16 protein-coding genes are annotated in these 18529 nt (G+C 56.0%); 3 read left to right on the forward strand and 13 right to left on the reverse strand.

Annotation, left to right across the window (positions count from 1 at the left end):
• Positions 1-9 precede the first annotated feature (9 nt).
• On the forward strand, positions 10-1296 hold the full coding sequence (locus Q672_RS18615; protein WP_022983908.1) for an SO2930 family diheme c-type cytochrome: 1287 nt from the start codon (positions 10-12) through the stop codon (positions 1294-1296).
• Positions 1297-1802: 506 nt separating this feature from the next.
• Here Q672_RS18615 and Q672_RS18620 read toward each other — a convergent pair.
• A complete protein-coding gene (locus tag Q672_RS18620) occupies positions 1803-2294 on the reverse strand; it encodes a hypothetical protein (RefSeq protein WP_022983909.1) in 492 nt (163 codons plus the stop codon).
• Positions 2295-2427: 133 nt separating this feature from the next.
• Positions 2428-3267 (reverse strand): transposase, encoded by an 840-nt coding sequence (locus Q672_RS18625; RefSeq protein ID WP_235047175.1) that lies wholly within the window; start codon positions 3265-3267, stop codon positions 2428-2430.
• A gap of 513 nt (positions 3268-3780) precedes the next feature.
• Here Q672_RS18625 and mutS point away from each other — a divergent pair.
• Complete coding sequence (gene mutS, locus Q672_RS18630; RefSeq protein ID WP_022983911.1) at positions 3781-6333, forward strand: DNA mismatch repair protein MutS; 2553 nt, start codon at positions 3781-3783, stop codon at positions 6331-6333.
• 219 nt (positions 6334-6552) lie between these two features.
• Complete coding sequence (gene fdxA / locus Q672_RS18635) at positions 6553-6888, forward strand: ferredoxin FdxA (RefSeq protein WP_022983912.1); 336 nt, start codon at positions 6553-6555, stop codon at positions 6886-6888.
• Positions 6889-7500: 612 nt separating this feature from the next.
• Here fdxA and Q672_RS18640 read toward each other — a convergent pair.
• The 11 genes from Q672_RS18640 to Q672_RS18685 all read right to left on the reverse strand — a co-directional run bounded on the left by Q672_RS18640 (position 7501) and on the right by Q672_RS18685 (position 18470).
• On the reverse strand, positions 7501-7839 hold the full coding sequence (locus Q672_RS18640; protein ID WP_022983913.1) for an Hpt domain-containing protein: 339 nt from the start codon (positions 7837-7839) through the stop codon (positions 7501-7503).
• 86 nt (positions 7840-7925) lie between these two features.
• Positions 7926-8570, reverse strand: a complete 645-nt coding sequence (locus Q672_RS18645) for a TIGR04282 family arsenosugar biosynthesis glycosyltransferase (protein ID WP_022983914.1) — start codon at positions 8568-8570, stop codon at positions 7926-7928.
• Positions 8554-9300 carry a TIGR04283 family arsenosugar biosynthesis glycosyltransferase gene (locus tag Q672_RS18650; RefSeq protein ID WP_022983915.1) on the reverse strand — a complete coding sequence of 249 codons (747 nt, stop codon included), beginning with the start codon at positions 9298-9300 and terminating at the stop codon, positions 8554-8556. Before Q672_RS18650 ends, Q672_RS18645 begins: the two co-directional genes overlap by 17 nt.
• Entirely contained in the window at positions 9297-10253 is a 957-nt protein-coding gene (gene arsS / locus Q672_RS18655) for an arsenosugar biosynthesis radical SAM (seleno)protein ArsS (protein ID WP_022983916.1), read from the reverse strand. Before arsS ends, Q672_RS18650 begins: the two co-directional genes overlap by 4 nt.
• A gap of 338 nt (positions 10254-10591) precedes the next feature.
• Positions 10592-11641 (reverse strand): quinolinate synthase NadA, encoded by a 1050-nt coding sequence (nadA, locus tag Q672_RS18660; protein WP_022983917.1) that lies wholly within the window; start codon positions 11639-11641, stop codon positions 10592-10594.
• A 196-nt stretch (positions 11642-11837) separates the two neighbouring features.
• Positions 11838-13097: an SAM-dependent methyltransferase gene (locus Q672_RS18665; RefSeq protein ID WP_022983918.1), complete on the reverse strand. Its 1260-nt coding sequence runs from the start codon at positions 13095-13097 to the stop codon at positions 11838-11840.
• A gap of 73 nt (positions 13098-13170) precedes the next feature.
• Positions 13171-13917, reverse strand: a complete 747-nt coding sequence (locus Q672_RS0116985; protein WP_031225814.1) for a DUF1365 domain-containing protein — start codon at positions 13915-13917, stop codon at positions 13171-13173.
• Complete coding sequence (locus tag Q672_RS18670) at positions 13914-15170, reverse strand: NAD(P)/FAD-dependent oxidoreductase (protein WP_022983921.1); 1257 nt, start codon at positions 15168-15170, stop codon at positions 13914-13916. Before Q672_RS18670 ends, Q672_RS0116985 begins: the two co-directional genes overlap by 4 nt.
• A complete protein-coding gene (locus tag Q672_RS18675; RefSeq protein WP_022983922.1) occupies positions 15167-16612 on the reverse strand; it encodes a cryptochrome/photolyase family protein in 1446 nt (481 codons plus the stop codon). Before Q672_RS18675 ends, Q672_RS18670 begins: the two co-directional genes overlap by 4 nt.
• Positions 16609-17520 carry a MerR family transcriptional regulator gene (locus Q672_RS33765; protein ID WP_022983923.1) on the reverse strand — a complete coding sequence of 304 codons (912 nt, stop codon included), beginning with the start codon at positions 17518-17520 and terminating at the stop codon, positions 16609-16611. The genes Q672_RS18675 and Q672_RS33765 overlap by 4 nt, the downstream gene beginning before the upstream one ends.
• Positions 17517-18470, reverse strand: a complete 954-nt coding sequence (locus Q672_RS18685) for a YbgA family protein (protein WP_022983924.1) — start codon at positions 18468-18470, stop codon at positions 17517-17519. Before Q672_RS18685 ends, Q672_RS33765 begins: the two co-directional genes overlap by 4 nt.
• Positions 18471-18529: the final 59 nt, after the last annotated feature.

Consider the following 18529-nt stretch of genomic DNA (forward strand, 5'->3'; position numbering starts at 1 on the left):
GTGGTTACCATGAGCAACTCAAAATTTAGCAACCCAGCACGCAAGGCCCTGGTCTTTGCAATAGCGGTGTCTGCTCTCGCAGCCTGTGATGTCGACATCGGTAAAGACGGGCTCACCATCAACAAGGATGATGACGTCAACTATGTTCCCGGCACTCCCGATGAGCCATCAGAAACCGCTGAATGCGGTGGCACCCGATCAGGCGTGAACTGGGGCGCTCTGCTGAGCGAGAACTGCCCCAAACTGTCGGACTACAACTTGTTCGCGGAAAGTAGCGACCCGACCCGGAACCCGAACACCGGCGGCATTCCCTATGACCTGTCCACCCCGCTATTCACGGACTACGCGAGCAAATACCGGTTTGTGTTCATTCCTGAAGGAGAAAAAGCCACCTACAGTGAACACGAAGCCTTCGATTTCCCCGTGGGCACCGTGCTGGTGAAAACTTTTGCCATGCCGGCGGACACTGCCAACCGTGGCGAGAACGAAACCATCATCGAAACTCGCCTGCTGATTCACCGTGACAACGGCTGGGTCGCACGCCCTTATTACTGGGACTCGGAAGCAGATGCGTCTTTGGCCATCGCTGGCAAAAGCGTCGAGAACATGACCACGCAGCATAACGGTCAGACACTGACCTTCACCTATGCGGTGCCCAAGGCCTCCTCCTGTACCTCCTGTCACTCGGTGGTACCGCTGCTGCAAGGCTCGGAGGATCAGCGTCAACCGATCTTCAAACCCATCGGTCCAAAGGCCCGGTACCTGAACAAAGACTTCGACTATGAAGGCTACAACAGGAACCAGCTGGCTTACTGGGAAGAACAGGGTGTGTTGGAGGGTTTGCCTGAATCCATGAGCGAGGTGTCACAAGCACCGCTCTTCAGCAACGCCCAGGACCCCGCACTGCTGGCGCCGGAAGCCCTGCATGATGCCGCCAAGGCCTATCTGGACATCAACTGTGCCCACTGTCACCGCTCCGAACTGACCCTGCCTGAGCCCCTGTACGCAGGCCCGGCCGGCAGCAGTGGTTTGCAGATGGAATACAACCGCGAATACGCAGATGACCCGACCCGATTCGGCGCCTGCAAGATTCCGGTTGCCGGTGGCAGCCCGGATTACCCCCTGGGCGATGTCGTCCCCGGCGCAGCGGAGGAGTCCTACCTGTTGTTCCGCATGAACACCACCGACCCACGACACAAGATGCCGGAATTGGGCCGCAGTGTGATCCATCAAGAAGGCGTTGCCCTGATCCGTGAGTGGATCAATCAACTGCCGGATGCGGCTTGTTCACCCTGATTAACAAGGATGAGGACGCGCGCTGCGCGTCCTTTTGATTTTCAGTCACTGAGTGAGCATGAGAGCGGACCTGAGCCAGCATACGCTAATGGTGCATGGGTGTGTTTAGGTTGATTCTAGTTGCTTGAGGAAAGACCTTGATAGTTTGCTATGCCAAACCTTACACCTGCGGCCTGAATTGTGGCGGATACGGATGGATCGGTATAGACAACCAAGAGAACTGCCGAACACAGCGGCAGACGCAGTGGTAGTAAGACGTAAAATCCAAGGGTAATTGGGTATAGCGGGCGCGAGTTATGGGTGGCCTTCCTTCTTTCCCATACCTTAAAGGTACCGGGCATAAGAATAGTCTTATACAGCTAAGAAACTACAAAGCATCTAAGCCATCCCCAATTCACAGGCAACCCCAATTAATTTCGGCAGGAGATCACCCAATTGGCAGGCTCCCTAATTACCGGCAGGAGTAGACCCCGAAAGACCTAACGAATTAATCGCCGAAGCCAAGTTCAACGAGAAAGAATATGATCAACACCAGAAAAACCAAAGCATCCCAGAATTTCATCTATTTCATCAAAACCAACCTTTCTCTCTTCTTCCATATATCTCAAAACCCCATATTTAGCATGCTCAGCATTCCGAGAAGAAATAAAGTCATACAAATGCATAGACCCTGTTGGACTATAATCCTGCATGCCCATCATTTCATCAAAAACTGTATCCAAAAAAACTTTTCCTTTTTTTGACTCCAGCATATAAGGATTAACTACATAAGAAGAAATTTCACTCGCCACTTTTTTATCTCTATCCATCAAAGACAAAAAACTCTCACCATATAAATCGTCTATGCCTGCATCATTTAAAAGCTGATCAAGTGATTCAGCATCAGATTCTGCGAATATTTTCCCTGCGTATTTTCTTTCAAAATCAAGACATGTTTGATCCGCGCTGGATACACTGTAAAGCGAAAAAAATAATATCCCAACGGAAAGCAACCTCATCATCAATCCTTAATACCTGAATATAAATGAACGCTACAGCTTGAATTTCGAACATTTAGTCATTTAGGGGACAGGCGCGCCTTTAGGGCGCGCCTTTAGGGGACACGCATAAATTCAATCACCCAACAATACATTACCATCCTCCAAGACTCTGCCCCCAAACCCATTTTCGCCCCGTCGTTTCCGCGAACGCTTTCAGTTTATCAAGCGCCCCAACAGCAACAGGCTGGTGTCGCTTTCTTGGCCGCATATGGGACAGCCATGCAACCTCATCAATACCCAGCCGATCCAACACTCCCGCTGCCTGGTGGGATATCGCTCCTCGCTTGTCACCCCGTACCGCCCTACCCGTGCTATCCACTAATTCCAGATAATCCATCAATCTGAATCGGCATACAGTTTCTTCTTCATCTGCTTCAATCGTGTGGGCATCAACCAGAGTCATAAGAGAGGGTTTCTTTCTCGCCCCAGCTGCGTGATGGAGCGCCTGCGAGCGCTGCTGGATGGAGGTGTAGTCCGACTCTTCCGGGTTGGCCGCCATCTCTGCCCGGACGGGATTTAAGTCCACATAGGCCATGCACTGAAGCACCGCTTTTTCATCCAGCAGGGCCTGACACTTGTAACGGCTTTCCCAAAATCGGCCTTTGCAACAATCTTCTTCATTGGCGCGGCGGGCAAGGTATTCATTCACGCACTTCATGAACCAGCCAAGGTCATAGAGGCGCGCTCGCCATTGAGCAACAATTTCACGCGCTTTCAGCGATTCGGCTTCATCCAGCTTCCCTGCCAACCACCGTTTCACGATCAGCGGTCCGCTGAACAGCTGCATCCAGCGCGCTGCCACCTCTTCCTCTGTCCACGACAGCGCCTTCTTTTGGTTGATGTGAAGCACAAGGTGGTAGTGATTCGACATCACCGCATAAGCACACAGATCAATGGCAAAGACCTTTGCCAATACGGCAAGCCGATCCACCACCCACTGACGACGGTGTTCATAATCCTGCCCAGAGTAGTGGTCCTTGCCACACAGAAAGGCGCGTCGTACACAGCGGCAGATGCAGTGATAGTACGAAGTAGAACCCAAGGATACCTGGGTATAGCGTGCTCGGGTCATGGGTTGCCTCCTTGCGTTACCATGACCACAGGATACTGATCATATGAACAGCCAAGTATCAGAGACTAGCCGCAAAGAGTGTGGGATATTCGCCAATTTATGGGTGTCCCTGATTAGAAGAGCTCTCCCTGACCTTGGAACAAGGACGCGCATTGCGCGTCCTTTTGATTTTTACCGCTAAAGCCCCCCTAACTCCATCGTCATTTAACCGCGATCATTTCCCTTCATGAATTCCGATCCGGTATTGCCATTCGGATCACCCTGTGTCACCCGATGATTCCTTCCCCCATTCCCTATATCATCCCCCTTTGATTTTCTGTCACTGAGATCCCCGGAGGAAGCGTGAGCGCGGACCTGAGCCAACATACGCCAATGATGCAGCAATACCTGGCGATCAAGGCCGAGCACCCGGACCAGCTGGTGTTCTACCGCATGGGGGATTTTTACGAACTGTTCTTTGGCGATGCCCAGAAGGCCTCCCGGCTGCTGGACATTACCCTCACCCAACGCGGCCAGAGTGCGGGCAAGCCGATTCCCATGGCGGGCATCCCCTACCATGCCGCCGAAGGCTACCTGGCACGGCTGGTGAAGCTGGGTGAATCCGTGGCCATTGCCGAGCAGATTGGCGACCCGGCGCTGGCGAAGGGACCGGTGGAGCGCAAGGTGGTGCGCATCGTGACCCCGGGCACCGTGAGTGACGAGGCGCTGCTGGAAGAGCGACGCGACAACCTGCTCTGTGCCGTCTATGAAGCCAAGGGCCAGCATGGCTGCGCCAGCCTGGATGTGGCCGCCGGGCGCTTTGTGGTCACGCAGGTGGAAGGCAGCGAACAATTGCAGGCATTGCTGGAGCGTTGGTCTCCCGCGGAGCTGCTCTACAGCGAAGACAAATCCCTGCCCGGCCGCTGGGGCGACAAAGCCGGCAGCCGCAAGCGTCCGGACTGGGAATTTGATGAAGAATCCGCCCGTCGCCAGTTGTGCCAGCAGTTTCAGGTACAGGATCTGGCCGGCTTTGGTGAACCCACTCCAGTGGCCGTAGCCGCCGCCGGCGCCCTGCTCGGCTATGCCAGAGAAACCCAGCGCGGCGAGCTGCCCCATGTCACCGGCCTGACGGTAGAGAGCTTCGACGACACCGTGGCCATGGATGCGGCCACTCGTCGCAACCTGGAACTGACCGAAACCCTGGATGGCCAGGAGCAGCATACCCTCGCCTGGGTGCTGGACAGCACCAAGACCGCCATGGGCGCCCGTCAGCTGAAGCGCTGGGTACACCAACCCATGCGCAACCGCACCACCCTCAAGCAGCGCCAGGATCAGATTGAAGCCCTGCGCCAGGGCTGGTGTTTCGAGTCGACCCGCGATGTGCTGAATGACATCGGCGACATGGAGCGGATTCTCGGCCGGGTGGCGCTGCGCTCCGCCCGCCCGCGGGATCTGACGCGTCTGCATGCCAGCCTCAAGTCCCTGCCGGCCCTGATTGGCACCTTGCCTGCCAGCGATGCCTTTTATGAGCTGATCGAACGCATTGGCCAGTTCCCGGAGCAAGTGGAACTGCTCGGCAACGCGGTGATCGAGAACCCGCCCATGCTGATTCGCGATGGCGGCGTGATCGCCCCCGGCTACAGCCCGGAGTTGGATGAGCTACGCTCCATCAGCGAGAACGCCGGCCAGGTGCTGGTGGATATCGAGACCCGCGAGCGCGAACGCACCGGCTTCTCTACCCTGCGGGTGAAGTACAACAAGGTCCACGGCTATTACATCGAACTGTCGCGTCGGGAAGCGGACGATGCCCCGGTAGATTACCAGCGTCGCCAGACCCTCAAGAATGCCGAACGGTTCATCACCCCCGAGCTGAAGGAGTTCGAGGACAAGGCGCTGTCCGCCTCCAGCAAGGCGCTGACCCTAGAGAAGCGTCTATACGAAGCGCTACTGGAAAAAGTGGCCGCCGACCTGCACCCGCTGCAACGCTGTGCCGCGGCGGTGGCCGAGCTGGATGTCTTGGCCGCACTGGCCGAGCGTGCCGAGGCGCTGAACTGGGTGCGCCCGCAGCTGGTGGATGAAGAGGCGATCATCGAGATCGTGGATGGCCGTCACCCGGTCGTCGAACAGGTGCTGGACGACGCCTTTGTGCCCAACAGCCTGCACCTGGATGATGCCCGCCGCATGGTGATCATCACCGGCCCGAACATGGGCGGTAAATCGACCTACATGCGTCAAACCGCGCTGATTGCCCTGCTGGCTCATCTGGGCAGCTGCGTGCCTGCGGCCAGCGCCCGCATCGGCAATCTGGACCGGATCTTTACCCGTATCGGCTCCTCGGATGACTTGGCTGGTGGCCGCTCTACGTTCATGGTGGAAATGTCAGAAACCGCCAACATCCTCAACAATGCCACCGCCAAGAGCCTGGTGCTGATGGACGAGATTGGCCGCGGCACCAGCACCTTCGATGGCCTGAGCCTGGCCTGGGCCGCCGCCGAACATCTGGCCCGCAATCTCAAGGCCTTCACCCTGTTCGCCACCCATTATTTCGAGCTGACCCAGCTACCGGAGCAACTGCCCGGCATCTACAACGCCCACCTTACCGCCAGCGAACACGACAACCGTATCGTGTTCCTGCACCGGGTACAGGAAGGCCCGGCGAGCCGCAGTTACGGCCTGCAGGTGGCTCAACTGGCGGGGGTGCCCGCCGGCGTCATTCAGCAAGCCGGCGAGAAACTGCGAGAGCTGGAAGCCGGGCAAACCCTGACGGTGAACGATGCCCCCCCCACGGTGATTGCCTCCGCCAGCACCCCGAGCACCGCACCGGCCCAGGCCAGTCTTTTTGCCGAGCCCAGCGCCGCTGAGCAGGCCCTGTCAGAACTGGACCCGGATGAGCTGACGCCCAAGCAGGCGCTGGAAGCCCTGTATAAGCTGAGAGGACTCCTTTAAGGGTTGCAGGAGCGCCGCATGAGGCGCGCCTGCGGAGTCAAGCCGCCGCGGACTGTCTTCTCCGGCCATCGCAGGGTATTACCTTATATCAAGTCTTCGTTTGCCTGCCTCAGGCCATGCCGCTAGACTACCGCCACCCCAAGCGAGACCGCGTGTAATCCTGCTATAATCGGAGGGTTGACGCTGTATGAAGATCACGACACCTGGCGAGGACAGGCTATGACGTTCGTAGTAGGTGAAAACTGCATTAACTGCAAACACACCGATTGTGTGGAAGTGTGCCCGGTAGACTGTTTCTACGAAGGCCCTAACTTCCTGGTAATCCACCCGGACGAGTGCATCGACTGTGCACTGTGTGAGCCGGAGTGCCCGGTGAATGCCATTTTCTCCGAAGATGAGCTGCCGGATGATCAGCAGGACTTCCTGGAGATCAATGCGGATCTGGCCGAGAAATGGCCGAACATTACCGAAATGAAAGACGCGCCGGACGACGCTGAAGAGTGGGATGGCGTTGAAGGCAAACGCGACAAGCTGGTTCGCGAATGGCAAGGCTAAGGCCTTCCCGCTGCTCCTGAAGCCTAAACGGTTTTCAGCAGACAAAATAAAAGGGCGGCATCCTGCCGCCCTTTTTGCGTCGAGTCGTCCTGACCCTTTTTTGCGCTCACCGTGACTTCCGTGTCTTGCGATCCTTGCTTGTCCCTGTGCTCATATCCCTGAACACGAGTCCACTATAACAACGGAAATTTCGGGTTTGGGTAAAAAAAATATTAAAAGTCAGTGCAAAAAACGCGCACCACAATAAACACTATGTTTTTCATTGGGTTAGCGAAAAAACCCGTATTTTTTACGCCAATATTTGGCGAAAAAGACCAATATTTCCTACATCCTTGTAAGAGATCTCTTACAAGGATGTCCACACCAACCGGATTCCATCCTTCCAAAAATACACTGGCGCCATAAAAGCCGGCCAAGTTTTTACATTTTCTCACCGGTTTTTACAGCACCCGATGGCACTTATGGTTAGCATGATTTTCATGAGGTCAGGGTAACCCCGAGCTTCAACCAGTATCCCCCCAAGGCGCTAGAAATAGCGCTCACAACCCCCCTCTTCCACCCCATTTTGGAAGAGGGTTTTTTTTGCCCGTCATTACGGGCTTGCCGGGTGGATTACAGGGCATTCAGTGCTTCGCAGGCCTGTCTGAATGTACTGTTAAGACGCGTGAGTACCGTTTCTGCACGCTCAAGATTCCCCTCGCCTGCCAACGCTTCCAGCTCCATACACAGAGTACACACCTGAATAGCCCCAAGATTGCCGCTGCTGCCTTTGAAGGAGTGGGCTTCACGGCGCACGCTATCGGTGTCACCAACCGCCAGCGCAGCCGTAAGCGCGGCCAGACGTTGCTGGCCATCGCGCTCGAAGGATTCCAGCAACACTGAAAAGTCACTGCCCATTACATCCTGTAATTCGGCGACCACGTCCGAATCAATCATTACTGAATCTTGCATGCTGGCTCCGTCATCCATTACGGGGAAAATCATACCGCCTACGAAATATAGCGTATGTGTACCAGATCCGGAATTCAGCTCGTCGGCTACACGCGGGCCGGCGGAACAGGTAAAAACTCCGTCGGCAGCAGTCCAAGGCCACAGGCCCGACAAACATCCTCAGGCAGATCCACATCCCAAAGGGCAGGCAGAACATGCTGGGCTGCGTCCATCAAGGCCTGCTGACTCTGTTGCAGTGCGGCAGCCGAGCCCCAGTGGACACCGGCAAAAGGGTTGCACTGCCACAACGCGGCAGAGGATGAGCCAAGCAGTACATACCCGCCGTCTTCACTCGCGCCAAATACGACGTTATTAGTATCGAGTGCCGCCAATGCCTGTACAAAATAGTCGCTATCCAGAAGCGGGCAATCACTGCCGATCAACAGTACCTTTTGCGACGCCCGCAATGACTGGAAGAGCGCATGGGACATTCTCTCTCCAAGGTCTTCACCGCACTGAACCGACATTCCCCACCCTCTGGATGCCGCAAGCCTGGCAAGCGCCGGGTCATGCCGGTCAGCCCAAAGGGTAACCCGCCCCGGGAAGGTGGCGGCCGCGTCACAGGTACGCCGCAAAAGATGGCGGTAGATGGCCAGAGCGCCTTCCGCTCCATAGGCAGGAATCAGGCGAGTCTTAACCTGCCCTGCCTGCAACCCACGGGCAAAAATCAACAATTCATCGGTGCTGGCCATCAGATCTCCGGGGACCGCCTGCAGGGCTAGATACGCCTCCCGACAACGGCTTATTCTGTCCATAGTAGGCCCGGTGAAGAGAGGCCGGGTCGTCACCTCGCCAATAACGGTATCGCAGACGCCACATCAAGCCGATGGTTCGCCACACGCCATGGCTCTGCCACCGGCGGGCACTGGTACGCATCGCTGGATGCAAACACACGGGGCGGGAATACCGGCGAAGCAAAGCCGATAGCGCTACATCTTCCATTAATGGTTGCCCCGGGAAGCCGCCGACAGCGTCAAACAGGGAACGGCGAACAAAAATCCCCTGATCGCCAGTAGCAATCCCCGTTAACCGGGAGCGAAGCGAAATCAGTCCGCCAATGCAGCCAAACAACCAGCCTGGCGCATCCAGGTACACATCAAAGCGCCCCCAATCAGCAGCGGAGGGAAGATCTGCCAACGCCTGGCGATGCCCGGGCAGTACCTGATTATCCGCATGAATGAACCATAGCCATTCCCCCCGGGCATGGGTCGCCCCGGCGTTCATCTGCCCGGCACGCTGCGCCGGGCTTGTCAGCAGCTGGTCGCACAGTGGCGCCGCCAACTCCGCGCTGGAATCCGAACTTCCACCATCAACGACAATCAGTTCGTCGCCTTCCCCCAATGCGGCCCGAATGCCCGTTAGCGTCGCCTGAATACGCTCGGCTTCATTTAGCAGCGGCACGATCACACTGACAGAGGTCACTCCAACGCGCCCCCGCAGCTGCTACCCGCGCCCGCAGTGCAACCAAAGCAATGGTCTGCCACATAAATTGCCTCACCCTCCACATCCTCCTCCAACAGTGATGAGAGATGACGATGTGAGGGCAGATGCCCCATGGGCATGTGCAGCATCTGATTAAAATCGCAGTCGTATAGATAGCCCTGGTAATCCACGCTGACGGTGTTGCGACACATCACTGCCGAGAGGGTATCCCGATTGAAGCTGTCACGGAGCAATTGCATGTAGTCGTTGAACTGCTCATGGGCAAGTAACACCGCGCCGAAGCGGCTGATCGGCATATTGGTAATGGTCAGCAGACTGTTGAAACGTAGCCCGAAACGGGCCGCTAACTCGCGTTTGTAGTCCGCCTCCAGTATTGCCTGGGGAGGCGGCAAGCTGGGACCCGTTGGGTTATATACCAGATCCAGAAGCAAGGACTCGCCATAGCCAACCGCATTGAGCCGCCGAATCGCTTCCATGCTGCCCTGATATACCCCCTTTCCACGCTGTTTGTTGACATTGTCTTCGAGGTAACAGGGCAGCGATGCCACAACATGAACCTGCTGCTCCGCCAGAAACTCAGGAAGATCCTGATAGCCGTCCTCGAGCAGGATAGTGAGATTACAACGGTCGATGACCTCGACCCCCATGGCCCGGGCTTCACGCACCAGATAACGAAAATGCGGGTTCATTTCCGGTGCCCCACCTGTCAGGTCCAGCACCTGGATACCCCTTTGACGAATCACCTCCAATACCGTCTCGATGGTTGCAAGATCCATGAGTTCAGTACGGCTGGGGCCGGCATTCACATGACAGTGCACACAACTGAGGTTACACAGGTAACCAAGGTTGACCTGCAAGATGCGAGTTGTCTCGCGTCGCAGGGCGGGAAAATCGGTGGTGCTGCGCACCAGTAAATCGTGGGTATCCTGCATAAGACTTCACGGCTGAATGGGTTCGGGTTGTGATGCATTGGTAGCCATCAGGTTACCAATTGGATGCCGCCGTGTCGCAAAGGTTACGTGAAGGAAGAAAACCCATTGCCAGCACCCGTCATCCGGGGCTAACCGGTATCGCCAATCTCGAACGAACCATCTCTCCAGGACGAACAATGAGGGAGCGAGCGGGAAAGACTGAAAAGCAGGGTTATTTGGGGTATCGCGGCTTTCCGGGAATAGGCTGAGCGCACGCCTGTGCGCAGGAGCGTCGGTTATTCGCTCCTACGGCCAGCAGGGAGCAGTCAATCGGGCTTTTCCACAACTGCTCGATGAGCCTATTTTTTCAGGCTCTGGCCAAAATCCAGCATTCGGTTCAGCGGCACCATGGCTTTTTCGGCCAGCACCGGGTCCACAAAGATCTCCTGGCCCATACCATTATCGTCTTCCAGCACCGCTACCATGTTTTGCAAGCCATTCATGGCCATCCATGGGCAGTGGGCACAGCTTCGGCAGGTGGCACCGGAACCCGCGGTAGGAGCTTCCAGGAAGGTTTTCTCGGGGGCCAGCTGCTGCATCTTGTAGAAGATGCCTTTGTCGGTGGCCACGATGAAGGCATCGTTATCCATCTCGCAGGCCGCCTTGATCAGCTGCGAAGTGGAACCTACCACATCGGCAATCTCTACCACCGACGCCGGTGATTCGGGATGCACCAGCACCGCCGCATCCGGGTAGGCTTTTTTCAGGTCCAGAACGCCCTGGGCCTTGAACTCTTCATGGACGATGCAGGCTCCGTCCCAGCACAACACGTCAGCACCCGCCTTGTCGCGCACATAGCTGCCCAGATGCTTGTCTGGCGCCCACAGGATTTTCTCGCCGTTACGGTCCAGATGCTCGATCAGCTCGACGGCGATAGAAGACGTTACCACCCAGTCTGCCCGGGCTTTCACCGCCGCAGAAGTGTTGGCATACACCACCACGGTACGATCCGGGTGCTGGTCGCAAAAGTCAGAGAATTCCTGTTCCGGACAGCCGATATCCAGCGAGCAGGTGGCTTCCAGGGTCGGCATGAAGACGCGTTTTTCGGGGCTGAGGATCTTGGCGGTTTCGCCCATGAACTTCACGCCGGCCACAATCAACGTGGACGCCGGATGATCCTTGCCGAAGCGGGCCATTTCCAGGGAATCGGAGACACAACCACCGGTTTCTTCTGCCAGCGACTGGATTTCCGGGTCGGTGTAATAGTGCGCCACCAGCACAGCATCGCGCTCACGCAACAATGTCTTGATACGTTCACGATACGCCAAACGCTGCTCTTCACTGAGCGTGTCGTCCTGCACCACCTTTGCCAGGTGGGCTTGTACCAGTGCCTGTGCCTCTGCAGTCATCGGCCTCACCGCCCGGGGTTTTCCCCTGATATCAATAACTTAGCGAAAATGACCCAAATTTGAGGCGGGAATCATACCACATTGTGGCCGCAACGGTGCTGACGGAAAGATGCGCCCGTTAGCGAATGCCCCTTATATTCATAAAAATGCGCTCGAAGAGAGCGCATTTCAATGGTTAACCACGATACAGGAACACTCAGCGGCCTCGCCATTGCGGCCCCACTGCCACAAGGTGGACGGTACTGATGGCTCGCTCCAGAAATGCACCTTCGCAATAACAGAAATAGTACTCCCACATGCGAATAAAGCGTTCATCGAATCCCAGCGCCCGAATGTCCGGCAAAGCCGCAAGGAAGCGTTCCCGCCAATGATGCAGAGTGCGGGCATAATCCATACCTATATCCGCCAGTTCCGTTGTCACCAGGGACGTTTGCCGGGTGAGGTGATGCTGCATCACTGACACGCTGGGAAGAAATCCTCCGGGGAAAATATACCGCTTGATGAAATCTACCTGGCGCCTGGCATGATCAAAACGCTGATCAGGGACGGTGATGGCTTGCAGCAGCATTTTGCCATCCGGCTTGAGGCGTTCGCCCAGCATCCGGAAATAGCCCGGCAGGTACTCAGCGCCCACCGCTTCAATCATTTCCACCGAGACCACACGATCGTATTGCCCCTCCAGCTCGCGATAATCCTGCTCCAACACAGTAATACGATCTGCAAGCCCCGCGCTGGCCACCTGTTCACGGGCATAACGAGCCTGCTCACGGGAAATGGTAGTGGTCGTTACCTGGACACCATGGTGACGGGCCGCGTGTATCGCCAGCCCTCCCCAGCCTGTACCGACTTCCAGTACTTCCATGCCCGGCTGTAGTTCAAGCCGCTGACAGATCCGTTCCATTTTGTACTCCGAAGCATCCTCAAGGGGAGTCTCCGGGGAGGGGAATATGGCGCTGGAGTACATCATGGTACGGTCGAGAAACAGCGCAAAAAAATCGTTACCCAAATCATAATGAGCAGCAATATTCCGACGCGAACCCTGCAGCGAATTGCGGTTGTGGCGATGCAACAAGGCCAAAGCGGGTTTCGATAACCTTGCAAGGCCTCCTTCAAATGATTGCATGGCGTCGATGTTAGCAGCGAAATAGCGAACGACTCTCACCAGGTCAGGGCTATCCCAGCACTTTTCCATAAAGGCCTCTGCGGCCCCCAGAGCTCCTCCGCTCATCATCATGGAATAAGTACGCCAATCGTTGAGCACAATCACCCCCCCATCGGGTCCGGTGCCGCGCTGCCCAACATGAACGGTGTTGCCATCCGGCTCCTCGATGCGAAGCCAACCAAAGGGGAGACTGTTTAGCCGTTGCAACACCAGCCTGCGAGCAACACCAGACAACCCTGACACGCCCTGCCGTGATGATGTGAGAGGATGATTTACCTTTTCACTGGTCTGCATTTTTTCTCCTTTTCCTTTGTTCCCTTTGCACCTGTCAACCCTGCAATCCTGGAAAGACATTCAACTTTCAGTATCAGTTTTTGTCAGGGTGAGAATAAAACACAGCCCCTTTGCGCCAAAGACGCAAGGCCTGCCAGTAGATGCCCCGCACGGTTGCGATCCCACGAGGTCCAAAGCGCCAGATAACACGGTTCATTTCACCGGGCGCGGCATTGGCCAGCGCCAGGTCGAGACCGGCAGTAAAGACTGTCTGACCAGCATCTTTATCCTCCAAGATTATTCTCAGTGAAGGTAAGGTCACGTGAAGACGCCAGTGATACTGAAGCTCCATGGGTAAAAAAGGTGACACATGAAAATCTTTTGAGTGATCGGCCTGAAGGCTACCGTCCTCGCAATGCTTTAACCTTGCCGCATAGAAATGCCGTTCATTCCACGGGGTGTTCTGGACCTCGGCCAGGAGACTATCTGGTTGCTCTTCCCCCTCGGCGAAATGCAGATACAGGACAAGAGGGTTGAACAGGGAACCAAAGGTTCGCCACTGCCCAAGCATAATGATCCGCCCGCTACCCCAATCGAGCCCCTGTTCCTTAACTTTTTCTTTTACCTTGTCCGCAAGAGGGCGATCACTGGGATCCACAAAATCTGAGTCCCGATAAACGACAGGGCGCCAGCGCCGTCCCCATAGCCAATGACGCGAAAGTAGCGAAGGAATGTCCGCAATATCACACCACACCAACCACATCGGATACGCGAACGCGTGAACAAACGGCTGGTGACGGCGATGCCAGACCTTACCACTGGCAATGGCATGGCGAATCACAGTGGACCACCACTGCCTGTTATACCCTTCACTACATTGAGAGCCGATACCACACCGTCCTCATGAAAACCGTTTCTGCACCAGGCTCCCGCATACCAGGTGCGGTTATGGCCATTGGCTTTCAGAAGAACATCTCTGGCTTTTTCAGTATCTGGCGTGAATAGAGGATGGGCAAAATGCCGGGTTGCCAGTATCCGGCCAGGGTCAATGCGGTCAGTGGCATTCAGGGTGACACAGAAGGTTTCCGGCGCATCGATTCCCTGGAGAATGTTCATGTTGTAGGTGACCTGGACCCGCTGCTGTGGGGTATCATCAAGCAAGGCATTCCAGCTCGACCAGACTCGCTGACGTTTGGGCAGCAACCGGATATCGGTGTGCAGGACCACTTCATTACCCTGATACTCCAGCACCGGCAGAGCGGCTTGCTCACGGTCATCAGGATCAGCCAGGAGCGGTAAAATCTGATCACTGTGACAAGCAAAAACAATCTGGTCGAATACTTTGATCTCGCCGCCCGTATGTACCCTCACCTCCTGATCGTTACGCTCTACGCGAGTCACCGGGCTCGAGACATGAAGGCGTGCCTGGATGTTTTTCGCCAGGCGAGCTACGTACTCGCTTGAACCACCTGGCACTACATACCATTGCGGTCGATCCTTCAGTGCCAACAACCCATGATGATCAAAAAAACGAATAAAGAAGCGAGCAGGAAACGCTTCCATCTGCGATAACGAGCAGGACCAGATAGCCCCGCCCATGGCCAATACATAATCTCGCCGGAAACGTTCACTATAGCCGTGACGGTCAAGATATTCTCCCAGGGGCATATCAGCCCCAGGATCATTTAACAAGCTAGGAGCTTCCCGGTTGAAACGCAGGATCTCGGCGACAAAACGCCAGTGGGCGGGACTCAGCCAATTTCGTTTACGGGCAAACACTCCTCCCAGCCCATCCCCGCAGTACTCCAGTCCATTGTGCTGATCGCTGACAGCAAAGCCCATCGAGGTGGGTTGACCTTGTAGTGCCAGCGCCTGCAACAGTCTTTCAAAATTCGGGTAGGTGCGGTCGTTGAAAACGATGAACCCCATATCAATGGAATACTGCCCATGAGGCCTTGAGACCGGGACAGTACAGGTATGACCACCCAATTCCTCTCCTGCCTCGAACAATTCCACGTCATGGTTCTTCGACAGATACCAGGCAGCAGTAAGTCCGCTGATCCCCCCTCCGACAACTGCAATGCGTTGCTTCACTGTTGCGCACTCCCTTGCTCGTCATACATTTTTTTTGCGTTCTTGAACGCCTCGGTAACCGCTTCACGGACGCCCTGATGGGGCACAATGGGCGCAGGGTACTCCCCTGCCAGAAGAGGTTGTTTCCAGGGTTCGTGGATAGTCTTGTTGTCGAGATGCTTCAGCTCAGGCACCCAACGGGCGATAAATTCCCCTTGCGGGTCAAACCGCTGACTCTGCCGGATAGGGTTGAACACACGAAAGTACGGCACGGCATCGGTGCCTGAGGAAGCACTCCACTGCCAACCGCCGTTGTTGGCCGCAATATCCCCATCGATCAGATGTGTCATAAAAAATGCTTCCCCACGACGCCAGTCAAGCCACAGATGTTTGCTCAAAAACATGGCCGTCACCATACGCAAACGGTTATGCATCCATCCCGTCGCCACCAATTGACGCATGGCGGCATCAACCAGGGGATAACCGGTTCTGCCTTCACACCAGGCGTCAAAAAGATCATCGTCATCACGCCATTGCAGCCATTCGGTTTCGCGTCGGAACGCGCCGCCATAACTAAGCCTGGGAAACTGGGCAATGATCTGGCGATAGAAGTCTCGCCAGGCCAGTTCACCTATCCAGCATGCTGCACCTTCACGCGCACCGGCATCTGCCATCGCTTCACGAGCAGCCTGATAACAACTCGCCACGGACAAGGTGCCGGCGGAAAGCGCTGCCGATAACCCGCTTGTTGCCGACAACGCGGGAAAGTCACGCTGTTTTTGGTAGCGGGCCAGTTGGTGGGAGACGAAACGATCAAGCTGTTCACGGGCTGACTGCTCACCGGGCCGCCATTGTTCTGTGAGCGATGGTGACACCTGCAGTCTACCAAGGGCGCGCTCTACCGCCGCCCGCCCGGGGAAATCCGTTGGGTGACTGACGCCTTCTACGTCCACCAATGCAGGCGCCTCGAAATGGGTATCCAGCCATGCATCCCAGCGGCGTTTGTAGGCGCCAAAAACCGTATAGGGCGTACCCTTTCCCGTCCTCAGAGCTCTTGGCGGGACCAGCACACCATCATCGACTCCACTGATGGTCACTCCCAACTCAGCCATGGCACTGGCAACAGCTTCGTCACGGCGTCGTTCATTCAGAGGATATTCGCGGCTACAAAAGATCTGCCGCACCTCCTTGTCACGTACTTGCCGGGTCAATAGCGAAGGAACAGCCTCAAATGTAGCTGCATCAACCACGTCCAGCGGGACACCCAACGCTGCCAGTTGTTCGCCAAGTTCAAGAAGACTATGCAGGACATACCAGCGACGTAGCGGCGCCACCTGATGACTTTCCCATTGTTTTTCGCAGAGAAAATAAACTGCGCTGACTGGCCCATCGGCGCACAGCGCCTGCTGTAAGGGGCGGTGCGCGTGAACGCGAAGATCGTTACGAAACCAGACAAGATTCATGCAAAACGCTCCGTCTGGCGATGATTCATCCCGTCGCCCAACGTCGGCAACTGGCTTGCAAGCTGGCCACGTAAACCGTTCAAGATCATCGTCTCTGGCATCAACCTGCTAGCGAGCGGGCCCCAGGCGGCAGCGGGAAAAGGGAGCGGTTCCGATGGTAACCATTTATCGCGTTGTGCCGCGGTAGGCATGGCATCCACGACCCACAACACCCCACAACCCTCTCGGGCCATAACTTGTTGAGTCAATGCCTCCACTGCAACCGGTTGAGACAGACACCACAGGGGTGACGACATCACCATAGCCAACTCCAGTGCGTCGAGGGGATTCCCCAAGGGCACCACCATCCAGCCCGGCTCACGCCTACCCGGCATCAGCGACAAGGCGCGTGCGGACCACTTCTGTGTCAGCACACTATCAAACAAAGCCCGTTGAACCGCCATAGGTGCCGATGCAGCCAGCTGTTGCCGCACAGGGTCTGTCAGATGTGAGATAACCGCATCGTGTCCATAATCACGAAGCAAGCGGTTCAGGCATTGTTCAACACGGCGCCCATTCAAGCCCTGCAGGGCTGCGAGCACCTCACGGTGAGCGGCTTGCCAGACATTGCTTCTGCTGCCGTCAACCTTGCCGGCTGGAATGACCTCAGACCAAAAAGCATGATCCTGACTGTCGATGAGATCCCTGACCTGACGTATCGGCACGCCCTTGTTTAGCCACTGCACAATGGTCTGGATCTTCTCCACCTGAGCCGCGTTGTAACGGCGATGTCCTTTTGCGGTGCGTTCGGGCTCTATCAGCCCATATCGACGCTCCCAGGCTCGCAAGGTGACCGCATTGACACCACATAGCTCACTGACTCCCTGAATGGTCAGGGGCGGCTTGGGCATGGACTCAGCTGCAGTCATACCCGATTCCTCAATCCCAGCGCATCCGGGTAAGGGGTCAGATATCGCTGGGCATTAACGTAGGGGAGGTGCACTTTACGCAACGCACCACGCAATAGCGTCATAGGCACCACCAGAGGCACCTCTTCACGCAAATAGGCCTGAATCTGATCGTTGATATGGGTGCGATCTTCCTGGCTTAGATCCTCGCGCAGAAAACCGGTCAGGTGCTGAAGTGTGTTGACATGAGCACCACGGGAAACCTGTTTTTTCATCGCCAGCATCACCCCATCGATATACTCCTCGGCAATGGCCTCCAGAGATCCACTTTTCAGATCTGCCAGCAAAGGGCCGAGGCGGCGGTAAGTTTTCTGACAATGTGCAAGTAACTGGAATTTGTGGCGGCTGTGAAACTCGATCAGTCCCTTGGGAGTAAGGCCGGCTTCCACCATCTGACACCAGTCATCATAGAGAAAAACCCGCTCGATAAAGTTCTCACGCAAGGCATCATCATTCAAACGTCCCGCTTCTTCCAGCGGCATCAGGGGGTATTCCCGCTTCAGCGCAGCAGCAAACAACCCCTCACCGTCGCGATGCAAGACATTACCCTCAGGTGTGTAGTGCCGAATCCGTTCCATTCCGCAACTGGGCGACTTGGCCGTGAGAATAAACCCTCTCAGTGATGACAGTTCGGGCACCGAACGTTGAATGAAGTCGTTCATTAACGGCGTTACGTCACGCTTGCCGTCGGTGGTTTCCATGCGTACCACACCGCCCTCTTCGGTCAAATGCATGGCTTTACGCGGAGCGCTCATGCCCGCCCCCATCTCTGGACAGAGCGAGCGGAAAGTAAAATAGCGGGAAAGCACATCAGTGCAGTACCGCGAGCGTTTGTGCCCCTTGTCATGGCGGACTTCCATGCCCAGTAGGCAAGCGCTGATACCCACGGGAATCTTGGCATTGTGTGTCATAGCTAAACCTGTACATTTGGCCTATTTTGTACAAGTTTAGCCCGGACCCCAGTCAAGGG

The organism is Alcanivorax sp. P2S70 (genome assembly GCF_000475295.1).
Lineage (GTDB): Bacteria > Pseudomonadota > Gammaproteobacteria > Pseudomonadales > Alcanivoracaceae > Alcanivorax > Alcanivorax profundi.

Excerpts from the sequence above, each read along its gene's own strand:
- Q672_RS18615 (WP_022983908.1), top strand. The coding sequence starts at position 10 with ATGAGCAACTCAAAATTTAGCAACCCAGCACGCAAGGCCCTGGTCTTT.
- Q672_RS18620 (WP_022983909.1), bottom strand. The coding sequence starts at position 2,294 with ATGAGGTTGCTTTCCGTTGGGATATTATTTTTTTCGCTTTACAGTGTA.
- mutS (WP_022983911.1), top strand. The coding sequence starts at position 3,781 with ATGATGCAGCAATACCTGGCGATCAAGGCCGAGCACCCGGACCAGCTG.
- fdxA (WP_022983912.1), top strand. The coding sequence starts at position 6,553 with ATGACGTTCGTAGTAGGTGAAAACTGCATTAACTGCAAACACACCGAT.
- Q672_RS18640 (WP_022983913.1), bottom strand. The coding sequence starts at position 7,839 with ATGCAAGATTCAGTAATGATTGATTCGGACGTGGTCGCCGAATTACAG.
- Q672_RS18645 (WP_022983914.1), bottom strand. The coding sequence starts at position 8,570 with ATGGCCAGCACCGATGAATTGTTGATTTTTGCCCGTGGGTTGCAGGCA.
- arsS (WP_022983916.1), bottom strand. The coding sequence starts at position 10,253 with ATGCAGGATACCCACGATTTACTGGTGCGCAGCACCACCGATTTTCCC.
- nadA (WP_022983917.1), bottom strand. The coding sequence starts at position 11,641 with ATGACTGCAGAGGCACAGGCACTGGTACAAGCCCACCTGGCAAAGGTG.
- Q672_RS18665 (WP_022983918.1), bottom strand. The coding sequence starts at position 13,097 with ATGCAGACCAGTGAAAAGGTAAATCATCCTCTCACATCATCACGGCAG.
- Q672_RS18675 (WP_022983922.1), bottom strand. The coding sequence starts at position 16,612 with ATGAATCTTGTCTGGTTTCGTAACGATCTTCGCGTTCACGCGCACCGC.
- Q672_RS33765 (WP_022983923.1), bottom strand. The coding sequence starts at position 17,520 with ATGACTGCAGCTGAGTCCATGCCCAAGCCGCCCCTGACCATTCAGGGA.
- Q672_RS18685 (WP_022983924.1), bottom strand. The coding sequence starts at position 18,470 with ATGACACACAATGCCAAGATTCCCGTGGGTATCAGCGCTTGCCTACTG.